The sequence below is a fragment of the Cyanobium sp. NIES-981 genome (assembly GCF_900088535.1).
GTDB lineage: Bacteria > Cyanobacteriota > Cyanobacteriia > PCC-6307 > Cyanobiaceae > NIES-981.
On record NZ_LT578417.1, the window covers coordinates 2,123,372 to 2,139,710 of the forward strand.

Here is a 16,339-nt window from a genome sequence, read left to right on the forward strand (position 1 = left end):
TGGCCGGCTCAGGCCACCAGCCGCCCCAGCACCTGGCGCAGGGCGGCGCGCCAGTGGATCGGCTCCAGGCCCAGGGCGGCCCGGCTGGCTGTGCAGTCCAGCAGGGAGTAGCTGGGGCGGCGGGCCGGGGTGGGGTAATCGGCCGTGGTGATGGGCTTCACCCGCGCCTGGCGCTGCAGCAGGCCCAGCTCCTCACCCAGCTCGCCGATCGCCACGGCGAAGTCGTACCAGCTGGCGGCGCCGGCATCGCTCCAGTGCAGCACCGCCGGCAGGGGCGCACCGGCCTCGGGGGGCTCAGGGGGCTCGGAGGCCCCGGGGGGCTCCATGGCGCGCCCGATCAGACGCCAGCAGGCCGCCGCCAGGGTGGGGGTGGCCGTGGGGCAGCCCACCTGGTCGGCCACCACGCCGATCTCCTCCTTCTCGCCATGCAGCCGCAGCATCGTGAGGCAGAAGTTGCGGCCGACCGGGCCGTACACCCAGCTGGTGCGCAGCACATGGGCGCGGCCCTGCTCGGCCAGGTCGCTGGCCAGCACCGCCTGCTCACCCGCCGCCTTGCTGGCGCCGTACACCCCCAGGGGGTGGAGGGGCTGATCGGGGGTGTAGGGGCTGCCCTGGACCCCATCAAAGACGAAGTCGGTGCTCACGTGGAGCAGGCGTCCACCGGTCTCGCCCAGGGCCGCGGCCAGCGCCGCAGGGGCCGCGCCGTTCACCGCCTGGGCCAGCTCGGGCTCGCTCTCGGCCCGGTCCACGGCGGTGTAGGCGCCGGCATTCAGCACCCAGTGGGGCCGCCGTTCCCGCACCAGGCGCCGGCAGGCCTCCGGGTCGGCCAGGTCCAGCTCGGCGCGGCCGGTGGCCATGAGGCTCACGCCTGCGGGGCACTGGGCCACCAGCTCCTGGCCCAGCTGGCCGCCCGCTCCGGTGAGCAGCACCTGGAGGGAGGAGTCGCTCATGCGAACAGATCGGCTTCGGCCAGCAGGGGAGCCACGGCGTCCTTGGCGCTGAGCAGGGGCTGGCCGCCTGCCAGGCCCTCCAGCGGCCAGCCGACGGCGAGCTGGGGATCATCCCAGCGGATGCCCCGCTCGCACTCCTTGCTCCAGAAGTCGGTGGTCTTGTAGTGCACCTCCGCCGTGTCGCTCAGGGTGAGGAAGCCGTGGGCATAGCCCGGCGGCACCCAGAGCTGCTGCTTGTTCTCCGCGCTCAGCCGCACACCGCCCCACTGGCCGAAGGTGGGCGAGCCGCGACGGATGTCCACGGCCACATCGAAGATCTCCCCCGCCAGGCAGCGCACCAGCTTGCCCTGGGGATGGGGCGGCAGCTGGTAGTGGAGGCCGCGCAGCACCCCCTGCACCGAGCGGGAGTGGTTGTCCTGCACGAAGACCGTGGGACCGGCAGCGGCGTTGAAGCTGTTCTGGTTCCAGCTCTCGAAGAAGAAGCCGCGGTCATCACCGAACACCCGGGGGGTGAGCAGCAGCACCCCCTCCAGCGCCGCCCCCGTGGTGCTGTTCAGCTGTTCAACCTGCATGACCTGTCTCCAGCACCTGCAGCAGATACTCCCCGTAGCCGCTCTTGCGCAAGGGGGCCGCCAGGGCCGCCAGCTGCCCGTCGTCGATCCAGCCCATGCGCCAGGCCACCTCCTCAGGGCAGCCCACCTTGAGGCCCTGGCGGTGCTCCAGGGTGCGGATGTAGCTGCCGGCCTCATGGAGGGAATCGCAGGTGCCGGTGTCGAGCCAGGCCATGCCGCGGCCCATCAGTTCCACCTTCAGCAGCCCCTCCTCCAGGTACTGGCGGTTGAGATCGGTGATCTCGAGCTCACCCCGATCGGAGGGCACCACCCGGCGGGCGCGCTCCACAACGGTGTCGTCGTAAAAATAGAGGCCCGTGACCGCGTAGCGGCTCTTCGGCTGGGCGGGCTTCTCCTCGATGCTCAGAACCCGCCCGTTGCCATCAAACGCCACCACGCCGTAGCGCTCCGGGTCACGAACGGGATAGGCGAACACGATGGCCCCCTCGCCCTGGCCGTTGCAGCCCTGAAGCTGGGGGCTGAACTCGTGGCCGTGGAACAGGTTGTCGCCCAGCACCAGCGCGGCAGGGGCCCCGGACAGAAACGCCTCACCGATCAGAAACGCCTGGGCCAGACCATCCGGGCTGGGCTGCACGGCGTAGGCAATGGCCATGCCCCAGCGGCTGCCATCACCCAGCAGGCGCTGGAAGGCCTCCTGATCGGTGGGCGTCGTGATGATCAGCACCTCGCGGATCCCCGCCAGCATCAGCGTGCTGAGCGGGTAATAGATCATCGGTTTATCGAACACCGGCAGCAGCTGCTTGCTCACGCCCACCGTGATCGGATGGAGCCGGGTGCCGCTACCTCCCGCCAAGATGATGCCTTTGCGCTCGGGACTCAAGGCTTCGGCGTGACTGGGAAGATGATGCCACGGACGCGATGCCATGGTGCCGATCCAGCTGCTCCGCCATGCCCCCGGCGCGCCCGGTCTGCGCTGGCTTGGCCTGGGGCCCGGGCTTCGCCCGACCCGCGGGCTGCTGAAGCTGCAGCGGCTGTTCAACCACCACGCCTTCTGGGCGCAGCAGCGCAGCTATCCCCAGCTGCGGCGCCTCCTGGCCGGCAGCCCCGTGGTGGTGAGCCTGTGGCGCGGCAAGCGGCTGGTGGGCTTCGGGCGGGCCAGCAGCGATGGGGTGTGCCGGGCCGTGCTCTGGGATGTGGTGGTGGCCGGTGATCTGCAGGGCCGGGGCCTGGGCCGGCAGATGGTGGAGGGGCTGCTCAGCGATCCCCGGCTGCGCCGGGTGGAGCGGGTGTACCTCATGACCACCAACAGCGCCGGCTTCTACGAACAACTGGGCTTCCAGCGGGTGGAGAGCCAGCATCTGCTCGCGCGCCACCCGGGCTAGGCCGGCAGAGCGCTCATCAGACTGCCCATCTCCAGGGCCTGCAGCCCGTAGCTCCAGCCCAGGTTGCTCTTGATGCCGGCCCGCTCCAGCGCCTGCTGCATCGTGTCGGTGGTGAGCACCCCGAAGATCACCGGCACGCCGGTCTGGCGGCTGACGGCGGCCACGCCCTTGCTCACCTCGCTCACCACCACGTCGAAGTGGGGGGTATCGCCGCGGATCACGGCCCCCAGGGTGATCACCACCTGGTAGCGGCCGCTGGCCGCCAGGCGCTGGGCCACCAGGGGAATCTCGAAACTGCCCGGCACCCAGGCCACATCGAGCTGGCTGCTGGAGGCGGAGGTGTCAATGCCGTGGCGGCTGAGGCAATCGAGGCAGCCGCTCAGCAGCTTGGCGGTGACCAGATCATTGAAACGGGCCACCACCACGCCGATGCGGAGGGCATCGGCCCCGATGAAGCGGCCCTCGAAGATCGCCACAGGCAAGCGCCACCAGCGTGGCGAGGTCTAGGTGTCCTCAGGGTAGAAGCCCTGCTGCAGCGGGTTCGGAGCTGCCAGGCCCGGACGGACAGCCTCAGACCACGAAGAAGCTCATGCCCCAGTTCACCAGCACCAGGGCCACCCAGGCGATGCCGCCGATCAGGATCAGCCGGTTGGAGCGGCCGCTGTCCTCACTGCTGGCATAGAGCACGGGCACCGCCACGATGAGGGCGAACGACATCACCACCAGGGCCAGAACGGTGAGCGTGTTGAGGATCTGCATGGAACAGCGGCGTCGCCGGGGCCGGTCAGTGGCCGGATTCTCACATGGGCCCCCCGGGCCTTCGGGGCCACCCCTCGGGATCCTTCACAAGTTGTCGGGCAGCGCCAGGCGGGCCGCCGGTGTCCTGCGCCTACGATCGGACCCACCCAAGCGCTGAGCCGTGGCCGCGGAAGCCGATCAGCAGCTTTCGCTCGTTCCGGAGCTGGCCCTGCAGGGCTCGCTGTTCGCCGACGGCCCTGCTGAGGGCCCTGCTGAGGGCCCTGCTGACAGCCGTGCCGAGGGGCCCGGCCACGGCCCTGATCACAGCCCTGATCACGCTCCCCATCACGGCGGAACGGATCCAGGGGAGGGGGCGGCCACGCCGGTGCCGGCCGATCCCCTGGCCGCCGCCGCCGCAAGACCCCGGCGGCGGCAACGGCGCCAGGCCAAGCCGGCCGGGCCCGGCGCCCCTGCGGCCGCCGACCCCGGGTCGGACCTGCCCCCCTGGCACCACCACAGCCTGGTGGATCCGGCCCAGCTCACGCCGATGCTGCGCCACTACGTGGAGCTCAAGCGCGCCCACCCCGAGCGGGTGCTGCTCTACCGCCTGGGCGACTTCTTCGAGTGCTTCTTCGAGGACGCCATCGCCCTCTCGCGCCTGCTGGAGCTCACCCTCACCGGCAAGGAGGGCGGCAAGGCGATCGGCCGGGTGCCGATGGCCGGCATCCCCCACCACGCCGCCGAGCGCTACTGCGCCGATCTGGTGCGTCGCGGCCTCAGCGTGGCCCTCTGCGACCAGCTGGAGACCACCGCCGCCAAGGGCGAGCTGCTGCGCCGCGACATCACCCGGGTGCTCACCCCCGGCACGGTGATCGAGGAGGGCATGCTGGCGGCCCGCCGCAACAACTGGCTCTGCGCCGTGGTGCTGGAGCCCCCCGGCAGCGGCGCCCGCTGGGGCCTGGCCGTGGCCGACGTGAGCACGGGGGAATTCCGGGTCACCGAGCAGCAGGGCAGCGATGCCCTCCATCAGGAGCTGCTGCAGGTGGAGGCCGCCGAGGTGCTCTGGCCCGCAGCTGCAGAGCCAGCCGCGCAGGCAGGGGCGGGGGCAGAGGGGGCGGCAGCGGCGCCGGCCTGGTGTCCGCCGGCGCTGCAGCTCACCCCCCTGGCCCGCACCCCGTTCGAGAAGCCCGAGGCCACGGCCACCCTGCAGCAGCGCTTCCATCTGGCCAGCCTGGCCGGCCTCGGCCTCACGGAGCACCCCCTGGCCCTGCGGGCCGCCGGGGGCCTGGTGGCCTACCTGGACAGCACCCAGAACGGACGGGTGCCGCTCGATCCCCCCACCTGCTGGCATGCGGGCGATGCCCTGGTGCTCGATGCCGCCACCCGCCGCAACCTCGAGCTCACCCGCACCCAGATGAACGGCGGCTTCGAGGGGTCGCTGCTGTGGGCCCTCGACCGCACCCACACCGCCATGGGCGGGCGCTGCCTGCGCCGCTGGCTGGAGGCACCCCTGCTGGACCGGCAGGCGATCGAAACGCGCCAGGCCGCCGTGGGCGAGCTGGTGGAGGGACGGCCGCTGCGGCTGAACCTGCGCCGGCTGCTGCGGCCGATGGGGGATCTGGAGCGGCTGGCGGGCCGGGCCGGGGCCGGCACCGCCTCGGCGCGCGACCTGGTGGCCCTGGCCGATGGCCTCGAGCGGCTGCCGCAGCTGGCCGCCCTGCTGGCGGACTGCGCGGCCGCCCCCCTGCGGCGGCTGGCCCAGCCCTGGCCGGAGCTGGAGGCCCTGGCCGCGGACCTGCGCCACGTGCTGCTCGAGTCGCCTCCCCTCTCCCTCACCGACGGCGGCCTGATCCACGACGGCGTCGATCCTCTGCTGGACGGGCTGCGCAACCAGCTCGACGACCAGGACGCCTGGCTGGCCCAGCAGGAGTCCAGCGAGCGGGCCGCCAGCGGCATCGCCGGCCTGCGGCTGCAGCACCACCGCACCTTCGGCTACTTCCTGGCCGTGAGCAGGGCCCGGGCCGCTGCGGTGCCGGACCACTGGATCCGCCGCCAGACCCTGGCCAACGAGGAGCGCTTCGTCACCCCGGCGCTCAAGGGCCGCGAGGCCGAGATCCAGCAGCTCAGGGCGCGGGCCGCCCAGCGGGAATACGAGCTGTTCTGCCAGCTGCGCGGCCGGGCCGGCGAGCAGGCCGCCCGCATCCGCCAGGCCGCCCGGCTCGTGGCCGCGCTCGATGCCCTGGCCTCCCTCGCCGAGGTGGCCGCCACCGGCGGCTACTGCCGGCCCAGCCTCACCGGCGGCCGGGAGCTGGAGATCGAGGCCGGCCGCCATCCGGTGGTGGAGCTGCTGCTGGTGAACGACGCCTTCACCGCCAACGGCGTGGCCCTGGGCGGGGAGGGCAGCGGCCCCGGCAGCTCCCCCGACCTGCTGATCCTCACCGGCCCCAACGCCAGCGGCAAGAGCTGCTATCTGCGCCAGACCGGGCTGCTGCAGCTGATGGCCCAGATGGGCAGCTGGATCCCGGCCCGCTCCGCCCGGCTGGGCATCGCCGACCGGATCTTCACCCGCGTGGGCGCCGGCGACGATCTGGCCGCCGGCCAGTCCACCTTCATGGTGGAGATGGCCGAGACGGCCAACATCCTCCACCACGCCACGGCCCGCTCCCTGGTGCTGCTCGATGAGATCGGCCGCGGCACCGCCACCTTCGACGGCCTGTCGATCGCCTGGGCCGTGGCCGAGGAGCTGGCCCAGGGCATCGGCGCCCGCACCATCTTCGCCACCCACTACCACGAACTCAACGAGCTGGCGGAGCTGCTGCCCAACGTGGCCAACGCCCAGGTGCTGGTGGAGGAAACCGGCAGCGACCTGCGCTTCCTGCACCGGGTGGTGCCGGGCGGCGCCAGCCGCAGCTACGGCATCGAGGCGGCACGGCTGGCCGGCGTCCCGGCCTCGGTGCTGCTGCGGGCCCGCCAGGTGCTGAGCCGGATCGAGGCCAATTCCCAGGTGCGGGTGGGTCAGCTGCGGGCCGCCTGACGCCAGCCGGCCCGCAGCAGCGCGTTGCAGGCCGCCGCCACCAGGCCCGCCCCGCCCCGGGAGCCCTCCAGGCGCACCTGGGGCAGGCCGCTGGCCGCCAGGTGCCGCTTGCTGGCCTGCACCCCCACGAAGCCCACCGGCATGCCGATCACCAGGGCCGGGGGCGGCACCGCAGCGGCGGCCACCAGCTCCAGCAGCCGCTCCAGCGCCGTGGGGGCGCTGCCCACCAGCACCACCAGGCCCCCGCCCAGCTCCAGCAGGGCCCGCTCCATGCCCACGGCGGTGCGGGTGGTGCCGGCGGGAGCCGTGGCTGGTGCCCAGGCGAGCACGTCCTGCACCGGATTGGCGAAGGTGCGGGCCGCCATCGGCGCCACGGCCGCCGCCGCCATGGCCGTGTCGGTGAGGATCGGCGCCCCCGCCGCCAGGGCTGCCGCAGCGGCGGCGCAGGCGCCTGCGCTGCAGTGGAGATCGGCCGCGATGGACACGTCGCCGCAGCTGTGGATGCAGCGCTCCAGCACAGCGCGCTCAAGCGGATCGGCGGGAGGCGCGATGCCGCGGGCGGTCAGCTCGGCGCGGATCAGCCGCAGGCTTTCCAGAAAGATCGGATGATCCGTGAGGATGGGGCGGTCGATGGGGTCGGGCGCGACGGTCGGGCGCACCAGACCCTATGCACTCCCCGATGCGCCCCGGGCCCGCCACACCGCTACGTGATGCCGATTCGCCATGCCGATCCATCTGCTCTGGGGCGATGACGAGGCCGCCCGAGGCCGCCGGGTGGAGGCCCTGATCGCCGAGCTGGTGGATCCGGCCTGGGCCGCGATCAACCTCAGTCGGCTGGATGGCCAGGACGCCGCCCAGGCGGCCCGGGCCCTCGAGGAGGCGCGCACCCCCCCCTTCGGCGGCGGTGCACGGCTGGTGCTGCTGCAGCGCAGCCCCTTCTGCAACCAGTGCCCGGCCGAGCTGGCGGAGAGCTTCGAAGCCACCCTGCCGCTGATCCCGCCCAGCTGCCATCTGCTGCTGGTGCATGCCGCGAAACCGGATGGCCGCCTGCGCACCACCAAGGCACTGCAGAAGCTGGTGAAGGCTGGCGAGGCGGAGGAGCAGGCGTTCCAGCTGCCGGCCATCTGGGATGGCGCCGGCCAGGTGGAGCTGGTGCACCGCACGGCGCGGGAGCTGGGCCTGCAGCTGGAGCCGGGGGCCGCCGAAGCCCTCAGTGAGGCCATCGGCAACGACAGCGCCCGGCTGGCCAGCGAGCTGGAGAAACTGCAGCTCTTCGGCCGGGGGCCGGGGGGCACCGGCGGGCCGATCAGCGTGGCGGCCGTGCAGGCCCTGGTGGGCGGCCACAGCACCAGCGCCCTGGCGGTGGGGGATGCCCTGCTGGAGGGCGAGCCGGTGACCGCCATCGCCCTGGTGGAATCCCTGCTGGAGCAGGGCGAGCCGGCCCTGCGCATCGTGGCCTCCCTCACCAGCCAGATCCGCGGCTGGCTCTGGGTGGCGCTGCTGGATCAGCGGGGCGAGCAGGACGTGGCGGTGATCGCCAAGGCGGCTGGCATCGGCAACCCCAAGCGGATCTACGTGATGCGCAAGCAGATCCGCGGCCGCCCCGCCGGCCGCTTCCTCACCCTGCTGAGCCAGCTGCTGGATGTGGAGGCCGCCCTCAAGCGCGGCGCCGATCCGGGGGATGCCTTCCGCGACGGCTTCCTGTTCGCCGCGGCCCACGGCCGATAATCAGCCGTTGCGATCACGCCGGATCCCGCGCCCATGGCCCTGCTGGTTCAGAAATTCGGGGGCACCTCGGTGGCCGACGTGGAGCGGATCCAGGCGGTGGCGCGGCGGGTCGCCCACTGCCGCGAGGAGGGCCATGAACTGGTGGTGGTGGTGTCGGCCATGGGCCACACCACCGATGAGCTCACCGGCCTGGCCCGGGCGATCAGCGGCGATCCGCCGCAGCGGGAGATGGACATGCTGCTGGCCACCGGCGAGCAGGTGTCGATCGCGCTGCTCTCGATCGCTCTCCATGCCGAGGGGGTGCCGGCGGTATCGATGACCGGACCCCAGGCCGGCATCGTGACCGAATCGGCCCACGGCCGCGCCCGCATCCTGGAGATCCGCACCGAGCGGCTGCGCCGCCTGCTCGATGAGGGCCACGTGGTGGTGGTGGCGGGCTTCCAGGGCACCAGCAGCGGCCCGGGCGGCACCCCGGAGATCACCACCCTCGGCCGCGGCGGCTCCGACACCTCCGCCGTGGCCCTGGCCGCCGCCCTCGGGGCCGACGCCTGCGAGATCTACACCGATGTGCCCGGGGTGCTCACCACAGACCCGCGCAAGGTGGCCGATGCCCAGCTGATGGAGCAGGTGAGCTGCGACGAGATGCTGGAGCTGGCCAGCCTGGGCGCCGCGGTGCTGCACCCGAGGGCCGTGGAGATCGCCCGCAACTACGGCGTGCCGCTGGTGGTGCGCTCCAGCTGGAGCGATGCCCCGGGCACCCTGCTCACCAGCGGCGAACCGCGCCCGATCGGCATGGGCGGGCTCGAGCTGGGCAAACCCGTGGATGGGGCCGAGCTGGAGAGCCAGCAGGCGGTGGTGGCCCTCTCCCACGTGCCGGACCGGCCCGGCGTGGCCGCCCAGCTGTTCGAAGCGCTCGGGGCCGCCGGCCTGAACGTGGACCTGATCGTGCAGGCCACCCACGTGGGCAGCGGCCCTGGCTCCTACACCAACGACATCGCCTTCACCCTGCCGGAGGCCGACCTCGACCGGGCCCAGCTGGTGTGCCGTGAGGTGCTGGCCGGCCTGGGGGCCGATCTGGGCGACGGCGGGGCCCAGCTCAGCGGCGAGGCCGGCATGGCCAAGCTGAGCATCTCCGGCGCCGGCATCATGGGGCGCCCGGGGGTGGCGGCACGGCTATTCGACACCCTGGCCCGCTACGGCATCAACCTGCGCCTGATCGCCACCAGCGAGGTGAAGGTGAGCTGCCTGGTGGCGGGCGAGCTGGGCACCAAGGCCCTGCGGGCCGCCGCCGAGGCCTTCGAACTGGGCGAGGCCCAGCTGCGCCACGATCCACCCCCCTGCCACGTGGGGGAAGCGGCCGTGCGGGGCGTGGCGCTCGACCGCGACCAGGCCCAGGTGGCCGTGCGCCAGGTGCCCGACCGGCCCGGCACCGCTGCCGCCGTCTGCCGCGCCCTGGCCGATGCCGGCATCAGCCTCGATGCGATCGTGCAGTCGGAGCGCACCCATGGCAGCGGCAGCCAGCGCAGCCGCGACATGAGCTTCACCCTGCGCCGCGACGACCGGGGCCGGGCCGAACAGGCCCTCGCCCCCCTGCTGCGGCAGTGGCCGGGTTCACGCTTCGAGGAGGGCCCGGCCATCGCCCGGGTGAGCGCCGTGGGCGCCGGCATGCCCTGCACCCCCGGCACGGCGGCCCGCATGTTCCGCTGCCTGGCCGAGGCGGACGTGAACATCGAACTGATCGCCACCAGCGAGATCCGCACCAGCTGCGTGGTGGCGGAACAGGAGGGGGTGCGGGCGCTGCAGGCGGTTCATGCCGCCTTCGGACTGGGGGGCACCACGCGGCACCGGGCCGAGGGCACCGAAGCGCCGGTCTGAACAAGCGCCGGCCTTGGGGCGAGGCTGAGACTGGCTCCCTCGATTGACCGGAGCCTCAAGGCGTTTGCATCCCTGAGCTGGCAATTCGGATCCCCATCAGGAGCAAGCCTGCTTGATTGAGCTCAAGGACTTTGAAGACGGGCTGTCCCGGGGCGAGTTCTTTCTCGAATACCAGCCGATCGTCTCCCTGCAGGATCTCCGCTGCATCGGTGCCGAAGCCCTGATCCGCTGGCGGCGGCCCAGCGGCGTCCTGATGCCGGGGCAGTTCATGCCCTGCGCGGAGAACACGCCGGCCTCCGGTGTCCTCACCTACTGGGTGATGGAGACGGCCATTGCCGAGCTCCTGCCGTGGCTGGAGGACCACCCCGGTTGCCACCTCGCCATCAACGTCCCCCCGGAGATCCTCGGACGCGGAGGGCTCTACCACTACGGGATGAAGACCGACCTCCAGAAGAGACCCAGGCAGTTGATTCTGGAACTCACCGAGCGGGGACTGCCCGACCACCTGGCGCTGCAGGGTCTCTCCTCGGCCAGGGACCTGGGGGTGAGGATCGCTCTCGATGATGTGACCCTGATGGGAGGCGCCAACCTGGCGGCCCTGAGTCGCTGCCCCTTTGACATCATCAAGGTGGACCGCTCCCTGGTTGGGCTGATCTCGCCGGGAGACGCCCTTCCCAACTGGCTGGAGGGAATCTCGGCCCTGATCCGATCGTCGGAGCTCATGCTGGTGGCCGAGGGCGTGGAGACGGCGCACCAGCTCCGCGTGCTGCAGGACTACGGCATCCAGGCGGCCCAGGGTTTTCTCTTCTCACGCCCCCTGGCCGCCCCTGAGCTGATCTCCTTCCATCGGCGCGCTGAGCAGACGGCCATCTCAGGGGGCAGACCGTCAGCCTGAGCTGGCGAGCGCAACCACTGGGCTCCGGTCCGGGGCTCAGGCCCGCCCCACCAGCTTCTGGCGCAGCCCCTTGATGCGGTCGCGCAGGTTGGCGGCCTCCTCGAACTCCAGGTTCTTCGCGGCGGCCTTCATCTTCTCCTCGAGCTGCTGAATCAGCTCCGGCAGGGAATCGAGGGGCACGGCGTTGTGCTCCGCCTGTTCTGTGGCCTGCTCGAGCTGCTCGTCATTGAGGCGGCGCGACACCTCCAGGAAGGCCAGGATCGCGTTGCCCGCCCGCTTGCCGGCCGCCGTGGGGGTGATGCCGTGCTTCTCGTTGTAGGTCTGCTGGATGGCGCGGCGGCGCTCGGTTTCGGAGATCGCCTTCGCCATGCTGTCGGTGAGGTTGTCGGCATAGAGCAGCGCCACGCCCTCCACGTGGCGGGCGGCGCGGCCGATGGTCTGGATCAGGGAGCGCTCGGCCCGCAGGAAGCCCTCCTTGTCGGCATCGAGGATCGCCACCAGCGACACCTCCGGCAGATCCAGGCCCTCCCGCAGCAGGTTCACGCCCACCAGCACGTCGTATTCGCCATTGCGCAGGTCCTGGATGATCTCGATCCGCTCGATCGAGTGGATCTCGGAGTGCAGGTAGCGCACCCGCACGCCGTTCTCCGCCAGGTAATCGGTGAGGTCCTCGGCCATGCGCTTGGTGAGGGTGGTCACCAGCACCCGCTCCTTCCTGTCGGCCCGCAGGCGGATCTCACCGAGCAGATCGTCCACCTGGCCCTCGGTGGGCCGCACCTCCACGACCGGATCGAGCACGCCGGTGGGGCGGATCACCTGCTCCACCACCTGATCCCGGCTCTGCTCCAGCTCCCAGGCGCCCGGCGTGGCGCTCACGAAGATCGTCTGGCGGGCCTTCTCCCAGAACTCCTCCCCCTTGAGCGGCCTGTTGTCGGCCGCCGAGGGCAGGCGGAAACCGTGCTCGATCAGCACCTGCTTGCGGCTCTGGTCGCCGTTGTACATGGCCTGCAGCTGGGAGCAGGTCACGTGACTCTCGTCCACCACCAGCAGCCAGTCGTCGGGGAAGTAGTCGATCAGACACTCGGGGGGCGTGCCGGCCTGGCGGCCGGCCAGGTGGCGGGCGTAGTTCTCCACGCCGTTGCAGTAGCCCACCTGCTCGAGCATCTCCAGGTCGTAGGTGGTGCGCTGCTCGAGGCGCTGGGCCTCCAGCAGCCGGCCCTGGCTGTTGAGCACGTCCAGTCGCTCCCGCAACTCGAGGCGGATCGCCTGGATCGCCTCCTCGAGGCGTTCCTTGGGCGTCACGAAGTGCTTGGCCGGATAGATGTTGATGCTCTCGAGGCTCTGGAGGATCTCGCCGGTGGTGGGATCCACGTAGCGGATCGCCTCCACCTCATCACCGAACAGCTCGATCCGCACCAGCCGGTCTTCATAGGCCGGGCCGATCTCCAGCACATCGCCGCGCACGCGGAAGCGGCCGCGGGAGATCTCCAGGTCGTTGCGGGAGTACTGGTTGTTCACCAGCTCCCGCAGGGAGCCGCGCAGGTTGAGCGTGTCGCCCACCTGGAATTTCACTGCCGCCTTGAGGTACTCGCTCGGGATCCCCAGGCCGTAGATGCAGCTGATCGAGGCCACCACGATCACATCGCGCCGCTCGAACAGCGAGCGCGTCGCCGAGTGGCGCAGCATGTCGATCTCTTCGTTGATCGAGGCCGTCTTGGCGATGTAGGTGTCGGAGACGGGCACGTACGCCTCCGGCTGGTAGTAGTCGTAGTAGGAGATGAAGTATTCGACCGCGTTGTTTGGGAAGAACTCCCGCAGCTCGTTGCACAGCTGCGCCGCCAGGGTCTTGTTGTGGGCCAGCACCAGCGTGGGCCGGCCGGTGCGCTCGATCACATTGGCGATCGTGAAGGTCTTGCCGGTGCCGGTGGCACCGAGCAGGGTCTGGTAGCGCTCGCCCCCTTCCACCCCGGCCACCAGCCCGGCGATGGCCGTGGGCTGGTCGCCCTTGGGGGTGTAGGGGGCGTGGAGTTGGAACGGAACCATGGCTGCCATTCTCGGGGGAGCCATGGGGTTGGTGTGGTCGCCGAGGCGGCAGCGGGGAGGCTCAGGCCGCCACGACCGCGCTCATCACCGCCGAAACGCGGGTGAAGTCCACATCCAGCCCGAGCATGCGCAGGATCACCGCCGAGAGCACGGCATAGACCACGGCCCCCAGCACGGCGCTGAGCAGGCCCTGCTTCAGCCGGAACCCCTGGATCAACCAGGCGGCCAGGCCGAACAGGATCACGGTGATCGCCCAGTTGTAGAGCCAGCTGACCGGCGTGATGATGCCGCCCAGGCTGGTGATCGCCCAGGGCAGGGCCATCAGGGCCTTGAGGGGCCAGATCAGCAGGGTGCCCAGCAGGCCGATGACCACGGCCGCCAGCAGGGCGATGCCGAAGCTTTCAACCTCCACCCCGAGGGGCAGCCAGGCCACGATCAGCAGAACGACGGCGCGGATTGGCCACTGCAGCAGCCACACGAGAGAACCCATGGCGATTGGGACGGGAACGTCTGAACCGTAGGCAGGGGATCGGGAGGCGACTGCCGGTGGTGACCTCCTAGTGATGAACCGTTCAGGGCTGGTCGTACAGAGCGGGGCGCTCCGGGGAGACGGTGCGGACTCCGGCGATGGCCTGACGCAACCCCCGCACCACGGCCAGCATGGCCAGTTCGTCCTCCAGCCGGTTCACCGCCGAACCCACCCCCACGCCGGCGGCACCGGCGGCGAGGGCGAGGGGCAGGGTGACAGCGGAGAGGCCGGAGGCACAGAGCACCGGCGCCGCAGGCGCCTCTTCCGCCGCGGCGGCGAGGGCGCGGCTGATGGCATGGGCCGCCGCCAGGGTGGGGGCGGCCTTCTCGATCAGGCCCAGGGTGCCGGGGCTGAGCGGCCGGGCGCTGGTGCCACCCTCCGTCTGAATGATGTCGGCGCCGGCCGCCACCAGATCCACGGCCAGCTGCTCCTGCTCGTCGAGCGGCCGCCCATGGGGCACGGTGACGCTCAGTACGGTCGCAGGCAGCAGCTTGCGGGTGCGGCGGGTGAGGTCGAGCACCTCAGCGGCATCGAAGACGCGGCCGAGCGGGTAAAAGGCGTCGTAGTTGCCGATCTCCACCAGGGCGGCGCCGGCGGCCACGGCGGCGGGGAAGAGGGCGGGATCCACGGCCGACACGCAGATGGGCAGACCGGACAGGGCGGCGGCGCGCTCCACCAGGACGGGGTCGCAGGCCACGTCGATCAGATCGGCGCCGCCGCGGCCCGCCGCCAGGCTGACGCGCTCGACGGAGGCCGCATCGAAGTTGGTGAGGCCGGCGATCACCTTGAGCAGGCGGCGCTCCGCCAGGGCGGCCCGCAGGGAGGCCGGCAGCTGGTCGAGGCGGGAGTGACCGGACGACATCACGGGAGGCGCAGCACAGTGGGGTGATTCTCCCACCTGAAGCCTCACCGTCCAGGTGTCCGATCCCACCCCCCGCCACCCCGCCGCGGGCCCCTGGAGCGCCGACCATCTGCGGCTGCATCGCCTGCTGCGGCGGCAGCCCGAGCTGCTGCCCGCCGGGGCCTGCCTGCTCGTGGCGGTGTCGGGCGGGCAGGACTCGATGGCCCTGGTGGCCCTGCTGCGCGACCTGCGCCGGCTGCATGGCTGGGAGCTGCACCTCTGGCACGGCGACCACCGCTGGCGCACCGCCTCCAGCGCCCAGGCCCGGCAGCTGCAGGCCTGGGCCCAGGGGCAGGGGCTCCCCTTCAGCCTGGCGCGCTGGGGGGATCCGGCCATGGATGAGGCCTCCGCCCGAAGCTGGCGGTACGCCAGCCTTGGGGCCCGGGCGGGCGCGCTGGGGGCCACGCGGGTCGTGACCGGACACACCGGCAGTGACCGGGCCGAAACGCTCCTGCTCAACCTGGCCCGCGGCAGCCACCGCCGGGGGCTGGGCAGTCTGCGGCCGCTGCGGCCCCTGGGCGGCAGCGTGATGCTGGCCCGGCCGATGCTGCTGTTCAGCCGGGCGGACACCGCGCGGCTCTGCGCACGGCTGCACCTGCCGGTCTGGCCCGATGCCGGCAACGCCGATCCCCGCTTCAGCCGCAACCGCCTGCGGCAGGAGGTGCTGCCGGTGCTGGAGGCCCTGCATCCGGGGGTCGAGCGCCGGCTGGCGGAACTGGCGGCGGGGCTGGCCGAGGAGGAGGACGCCCAGGCTGAGCTGAGCGGCCTGGCCCTCACCGCGCTGCTGGGAGTGCCCCAGGCGACCGTGCGGCACACGGACCGGCTGCCGCTGGCCGAGCTGCGGACGCTGCGGCGTGCCAACCAGGCCGTGCTGCTGCAGCGATGGCTGGAGAGCCGCACCGGGCGGCGGCTGGGGCGGCGCAGCCTGGAGACCCTGCTGGATCAGCTGAACCGGCGGCAGGGGAGTGGTGTGGTGCACCTCGCCGATGGCTGGCGTTTGCGGCAGCAGCGGAGCACACTGCTGCTGACCCGTGAGAGCTCCGATCCCTGCGATGACGGCCACCCCTGAATCGATCCAACAGCGCTATGCCACGGTCGAGCGCCTCTACAGCGAGCGGCAGTGGCCCCAGGTTGAAGCCCTCTGCGAGTCGCTGCTGATCGATCTCCCCGACAGTCCGGCCGATCCCCTGCGTCAGCGGGTGATCCTGCTGCTGGGCCACACCCGGCTCTACGGCATGGGGGATGTGGAATCGGCCCGCTCGTACTACCGGGCCCTGCTGCGCACCGAAGCGGACAACACCCTGCGGCAGATCGCCGATCAGGGGCTGCACCAATGCGATCTGGCAGAGCATCAGCCGGGCAGTGCCGGCAGGGCAGGCTCTCCCGTGGCGATGCAGCCCCCGGAGACGGCCATCGGCACCGGTGATCCCTTCCCCTTCAGTGCCGCCGCTGCCACGGAATCAACGGCGGTGACGGCCGCCGCACCCTGGCTGGACAGCGTGGATGTGGTTGAGGAGCCCGAACAGATCGAGGTGGCCCTGGCCGATCCCCAGCGCCGCGAGGAGATCGAGGTGCGGGAACTGGAAGCCCTGCCGGCCGCGCCAGCTGCGATTTCAGCGAAGCTGGCGGGGTTCAGCCCCAAGGAACTGGAGGAGTTCTCCCGGGGCTTGCTGGGGGTGGTGCTGGGCTGAG

General features: G+C 71.8%; 16 protein-coding genes. 7 read left to right on the top strand and 9 right to left on the bottom strand.

Going from position 1 to position 16,339, the window contains the following annotated elements; translation table 11 throughout:
- Nucleotides 1–8: 8 nt before the first annotated feature.
- The 3 genes from rfbD to rfbA are packed head-to-tail and all read right to left on the bottom strand — an operon-like array spanning nt 9 to nt 2,447.
- On the bottom strand, nt 9–950 hold the full coding sequence (gene rfbD / locus CBM981_RS10770; protein ID WP_087068404.1) for a dTDP-4-dehydrorhamnose reductase: 942 nt from the start codon (nt 948–950) through the stop codon (nt 9–11).
- Entirely contained in the window at nt 947–1,522 is a 576-nt protein-coding gene (gene rfbC, locus CBM981_RS10775) for a dTDP-4-dehydrorhamnose 3,5-epimerase (protein WP_087068405.1), read from the bottom strand. Before rfbC ends, rfbD begins: the two co-directional genes overlap by 4 nt.
- Entirely contained in the window at nt 1,512–2,447 is a 936-nt protein-coding gene (rfbA, locus tag CBM981_RS10780) for a glucose-1-phosphate thymidylyltransferase RfbA (RefSeq protein WP_087068406.1), read from the bottom strand. The genes rfbC and rfbA overlap by 11 nt, the downstream gene beginning before the upstream one ends.
- On the opposite strand from rfbA, the gene CBM981_RS10785 reads away from it, so the two are divergent.
- Nucleotides 2,446–2,904, top strand: coding sequence for a GNAT family N-acetyltransferase (locus CBM981_RS10785; protein WP_087068407.1), 459 nt, complete (start codon nt 2,446–2,448; stop codon nt 2,902–2,904). The two genes, rfbA and CBM981_RS10785, sit on opposite strands and share 2 nt — an antisense overlap.
- Here CBM981_RS10785 and ribH read toward each other — a convergent pair.
- On the bottom strand, nt 2,901–3,380 hold the full coding sequence (gene ribH, locus CBM981_RS10790) for a 6,7-dimethyl-8-ribityllumazine synthase (protein ID WP_087068408.1): 480 nt from the start codon (nt 3,378–3,380) through the stop codon (nt 2,901–2,903). The two genes, CBM981_RS10785 and ribH, sit on opposite strands and share 4 nt — an antisense overlap.
- A gap of 94 nt (nt 3,381–3,474) precedes the next feature.
- Complete coding sequence (gene psbZ / locus CBM981_RS10795) at nt 3,475–3,663, bottom strand: photosystem II reaction center protein PsbZ (RefSeq protein WP_006909989.1); 189 nt, start codon at nt 3,661–3,663, stop codon at nt 3,475–3,477.
- Between the two features lie 160 nt (nt 3,664–3,823).
- Here psbZ and mutS point away from each other — a divergent pair, with 160 nt between their 5' ends.
- Nucleotides 3,824–6,676 carry a DNA mismatch repair protein MutS gene (gene mutS / locus CBM981_RS10800; RefSeq protein WP_087068409.1) on the top strand — a complete coding sequence of 951 codons (2,853 nt, stop codon included), beginning with the start codon at nt 3,824–3,826 and terminating at the stop codon, nt 6,674–6,676.
- On the opposite strand, the gene CBM981_RS10805 is transcribed toward mutS, so the two are convergent.
- Nucleotides 6,658–7,335 carry a precorrin-8X methylmutase gene (locus tag CBM981_RS10805; protein ID WP_225867355.1) on the bottom strand — a complete coding sequence of 226 codons (678 nt, stop codon included), beginning with the start codon at nt 7,333–7,335 and terminating at the stop codon, nt 6,658–6,660. The genes mutS and CBM981_RS10805 overlap by 19 nt on opposite strands.
- Before the next feature lie 64 nt (nt 7,336–7,399).
- Here CBM981_RS10805 and holA point away from each other — a divergent pair, with 64 nt between their 5' ends.
- The 3 genes from holA to CBM981_RS10820 all read left to right on the top strand — a co-directional run bounded on the left by holA (nt 7,400) and on the right by CBM981_RS10820 (nt 11,174).
- Entirely contained in the window at nt 7,400–8,404 is a 1,005-nt protein-coding gene (gene holA / locus CBM981_RS10810; protein WP_087068410.1) for a DNA polymerase III subunit delta, read from the top strand.
- Nucleotides 8,405–8,437: 33 nt separating this feature from the next.
- Nucleotides 8,438–10,279, top strand: a complete 1,842-nt coding sequence (locus CBM981_RS10815) for an aspartate kinase (protein ID WP_087068411.1) — start codon at nt 8,438–8,440, stop codon at nt 10,277–10,279.
- Nucleotides 10,280–10,391: 112 nt separating this feature from the next.
- Nucleotides 10,392–11,174: an EAL domain-containing protein gene (locus CBM981_RS10820; protein WP_087068412.1), complete on the top strand. Its 783-nt coding sequence runs from the start codon at nt 10,392–10,394 to the stop codon at nt 11,172–11,174.
- 36 nt (nt 11,175–11,210) lie between these two features.
- Here the strand turns inward: CBM981_RS10820 and uvrB are convergent, their stop codons facing one another.
- The 3 genes from uvrB to CBM981_RS10835 form a co-directional block, all read right to left on the bottom strand.
- Complete coding sequence (gene uvrB / locus CBM981_RS10825; protein WP_157665419.1) at nt 11,211–13,217, bottom strand: excinuclease ABC subunit UvrB; 2,007 nt, start codon at nt 13,215–13,217, stop codon at nt 11,211–11,213.
- 61 nt (nt 13,218–13,278) lie between these two features.
- Nucleotides 13,279–13,707 (bottom strand): phage holin family protein, encoded by a 429-nt coding sequence (locus CBM981_RS10830; RefSeq protein WP_087068414.1) that lies wholly within the window; start codon nt 13,705–13,707, stop codon nt 13,279–13,281.
- Between the two features lie 82 nt (nt 13,708–13,789).
- Complete coding sequence (locus CBM981_RS10835; protein ID WP_087068415.1) at nt 13,790–14,608, bottom strand: DUF561 domain-containing protein; 819 nt, start codon at nt 14,606–14,608, stop codon at nt 13,790–13,792.
- 55 nt (nt 14,609–14,663) lie between these two features.
- On the opposite strand from CBM981_RS10835, the gene tilS reads away from it, so the two are divergent.
- Complete coding sequence (gene tilS / locus CBM981_RS10840; RefSeq protein WP_157665420.1) at nt 14,664–15,716, top strand: tRNA lysidine(34) synthetase TilS; 1,053 nt, start codon at nt 14,664–14,666, stop codon at nt 15,714–15,716.
- On the top strand, nt 15,700–16,338 hold the full coding sequence (locus tag CBM981_RS10845; protein ID WP_087068416.1) for a hypothetical protein: 639 nt from the start codon (nt 15,700–15,702) through the stop codon (nt 16,336–16,338). The genes tilS and CBM981_RS10845 overlap by 17 nt, the downstream gene beginning before the upstream one ends.
- Nucleotide 16,339 lies beyond the last annotated feature (1 nt).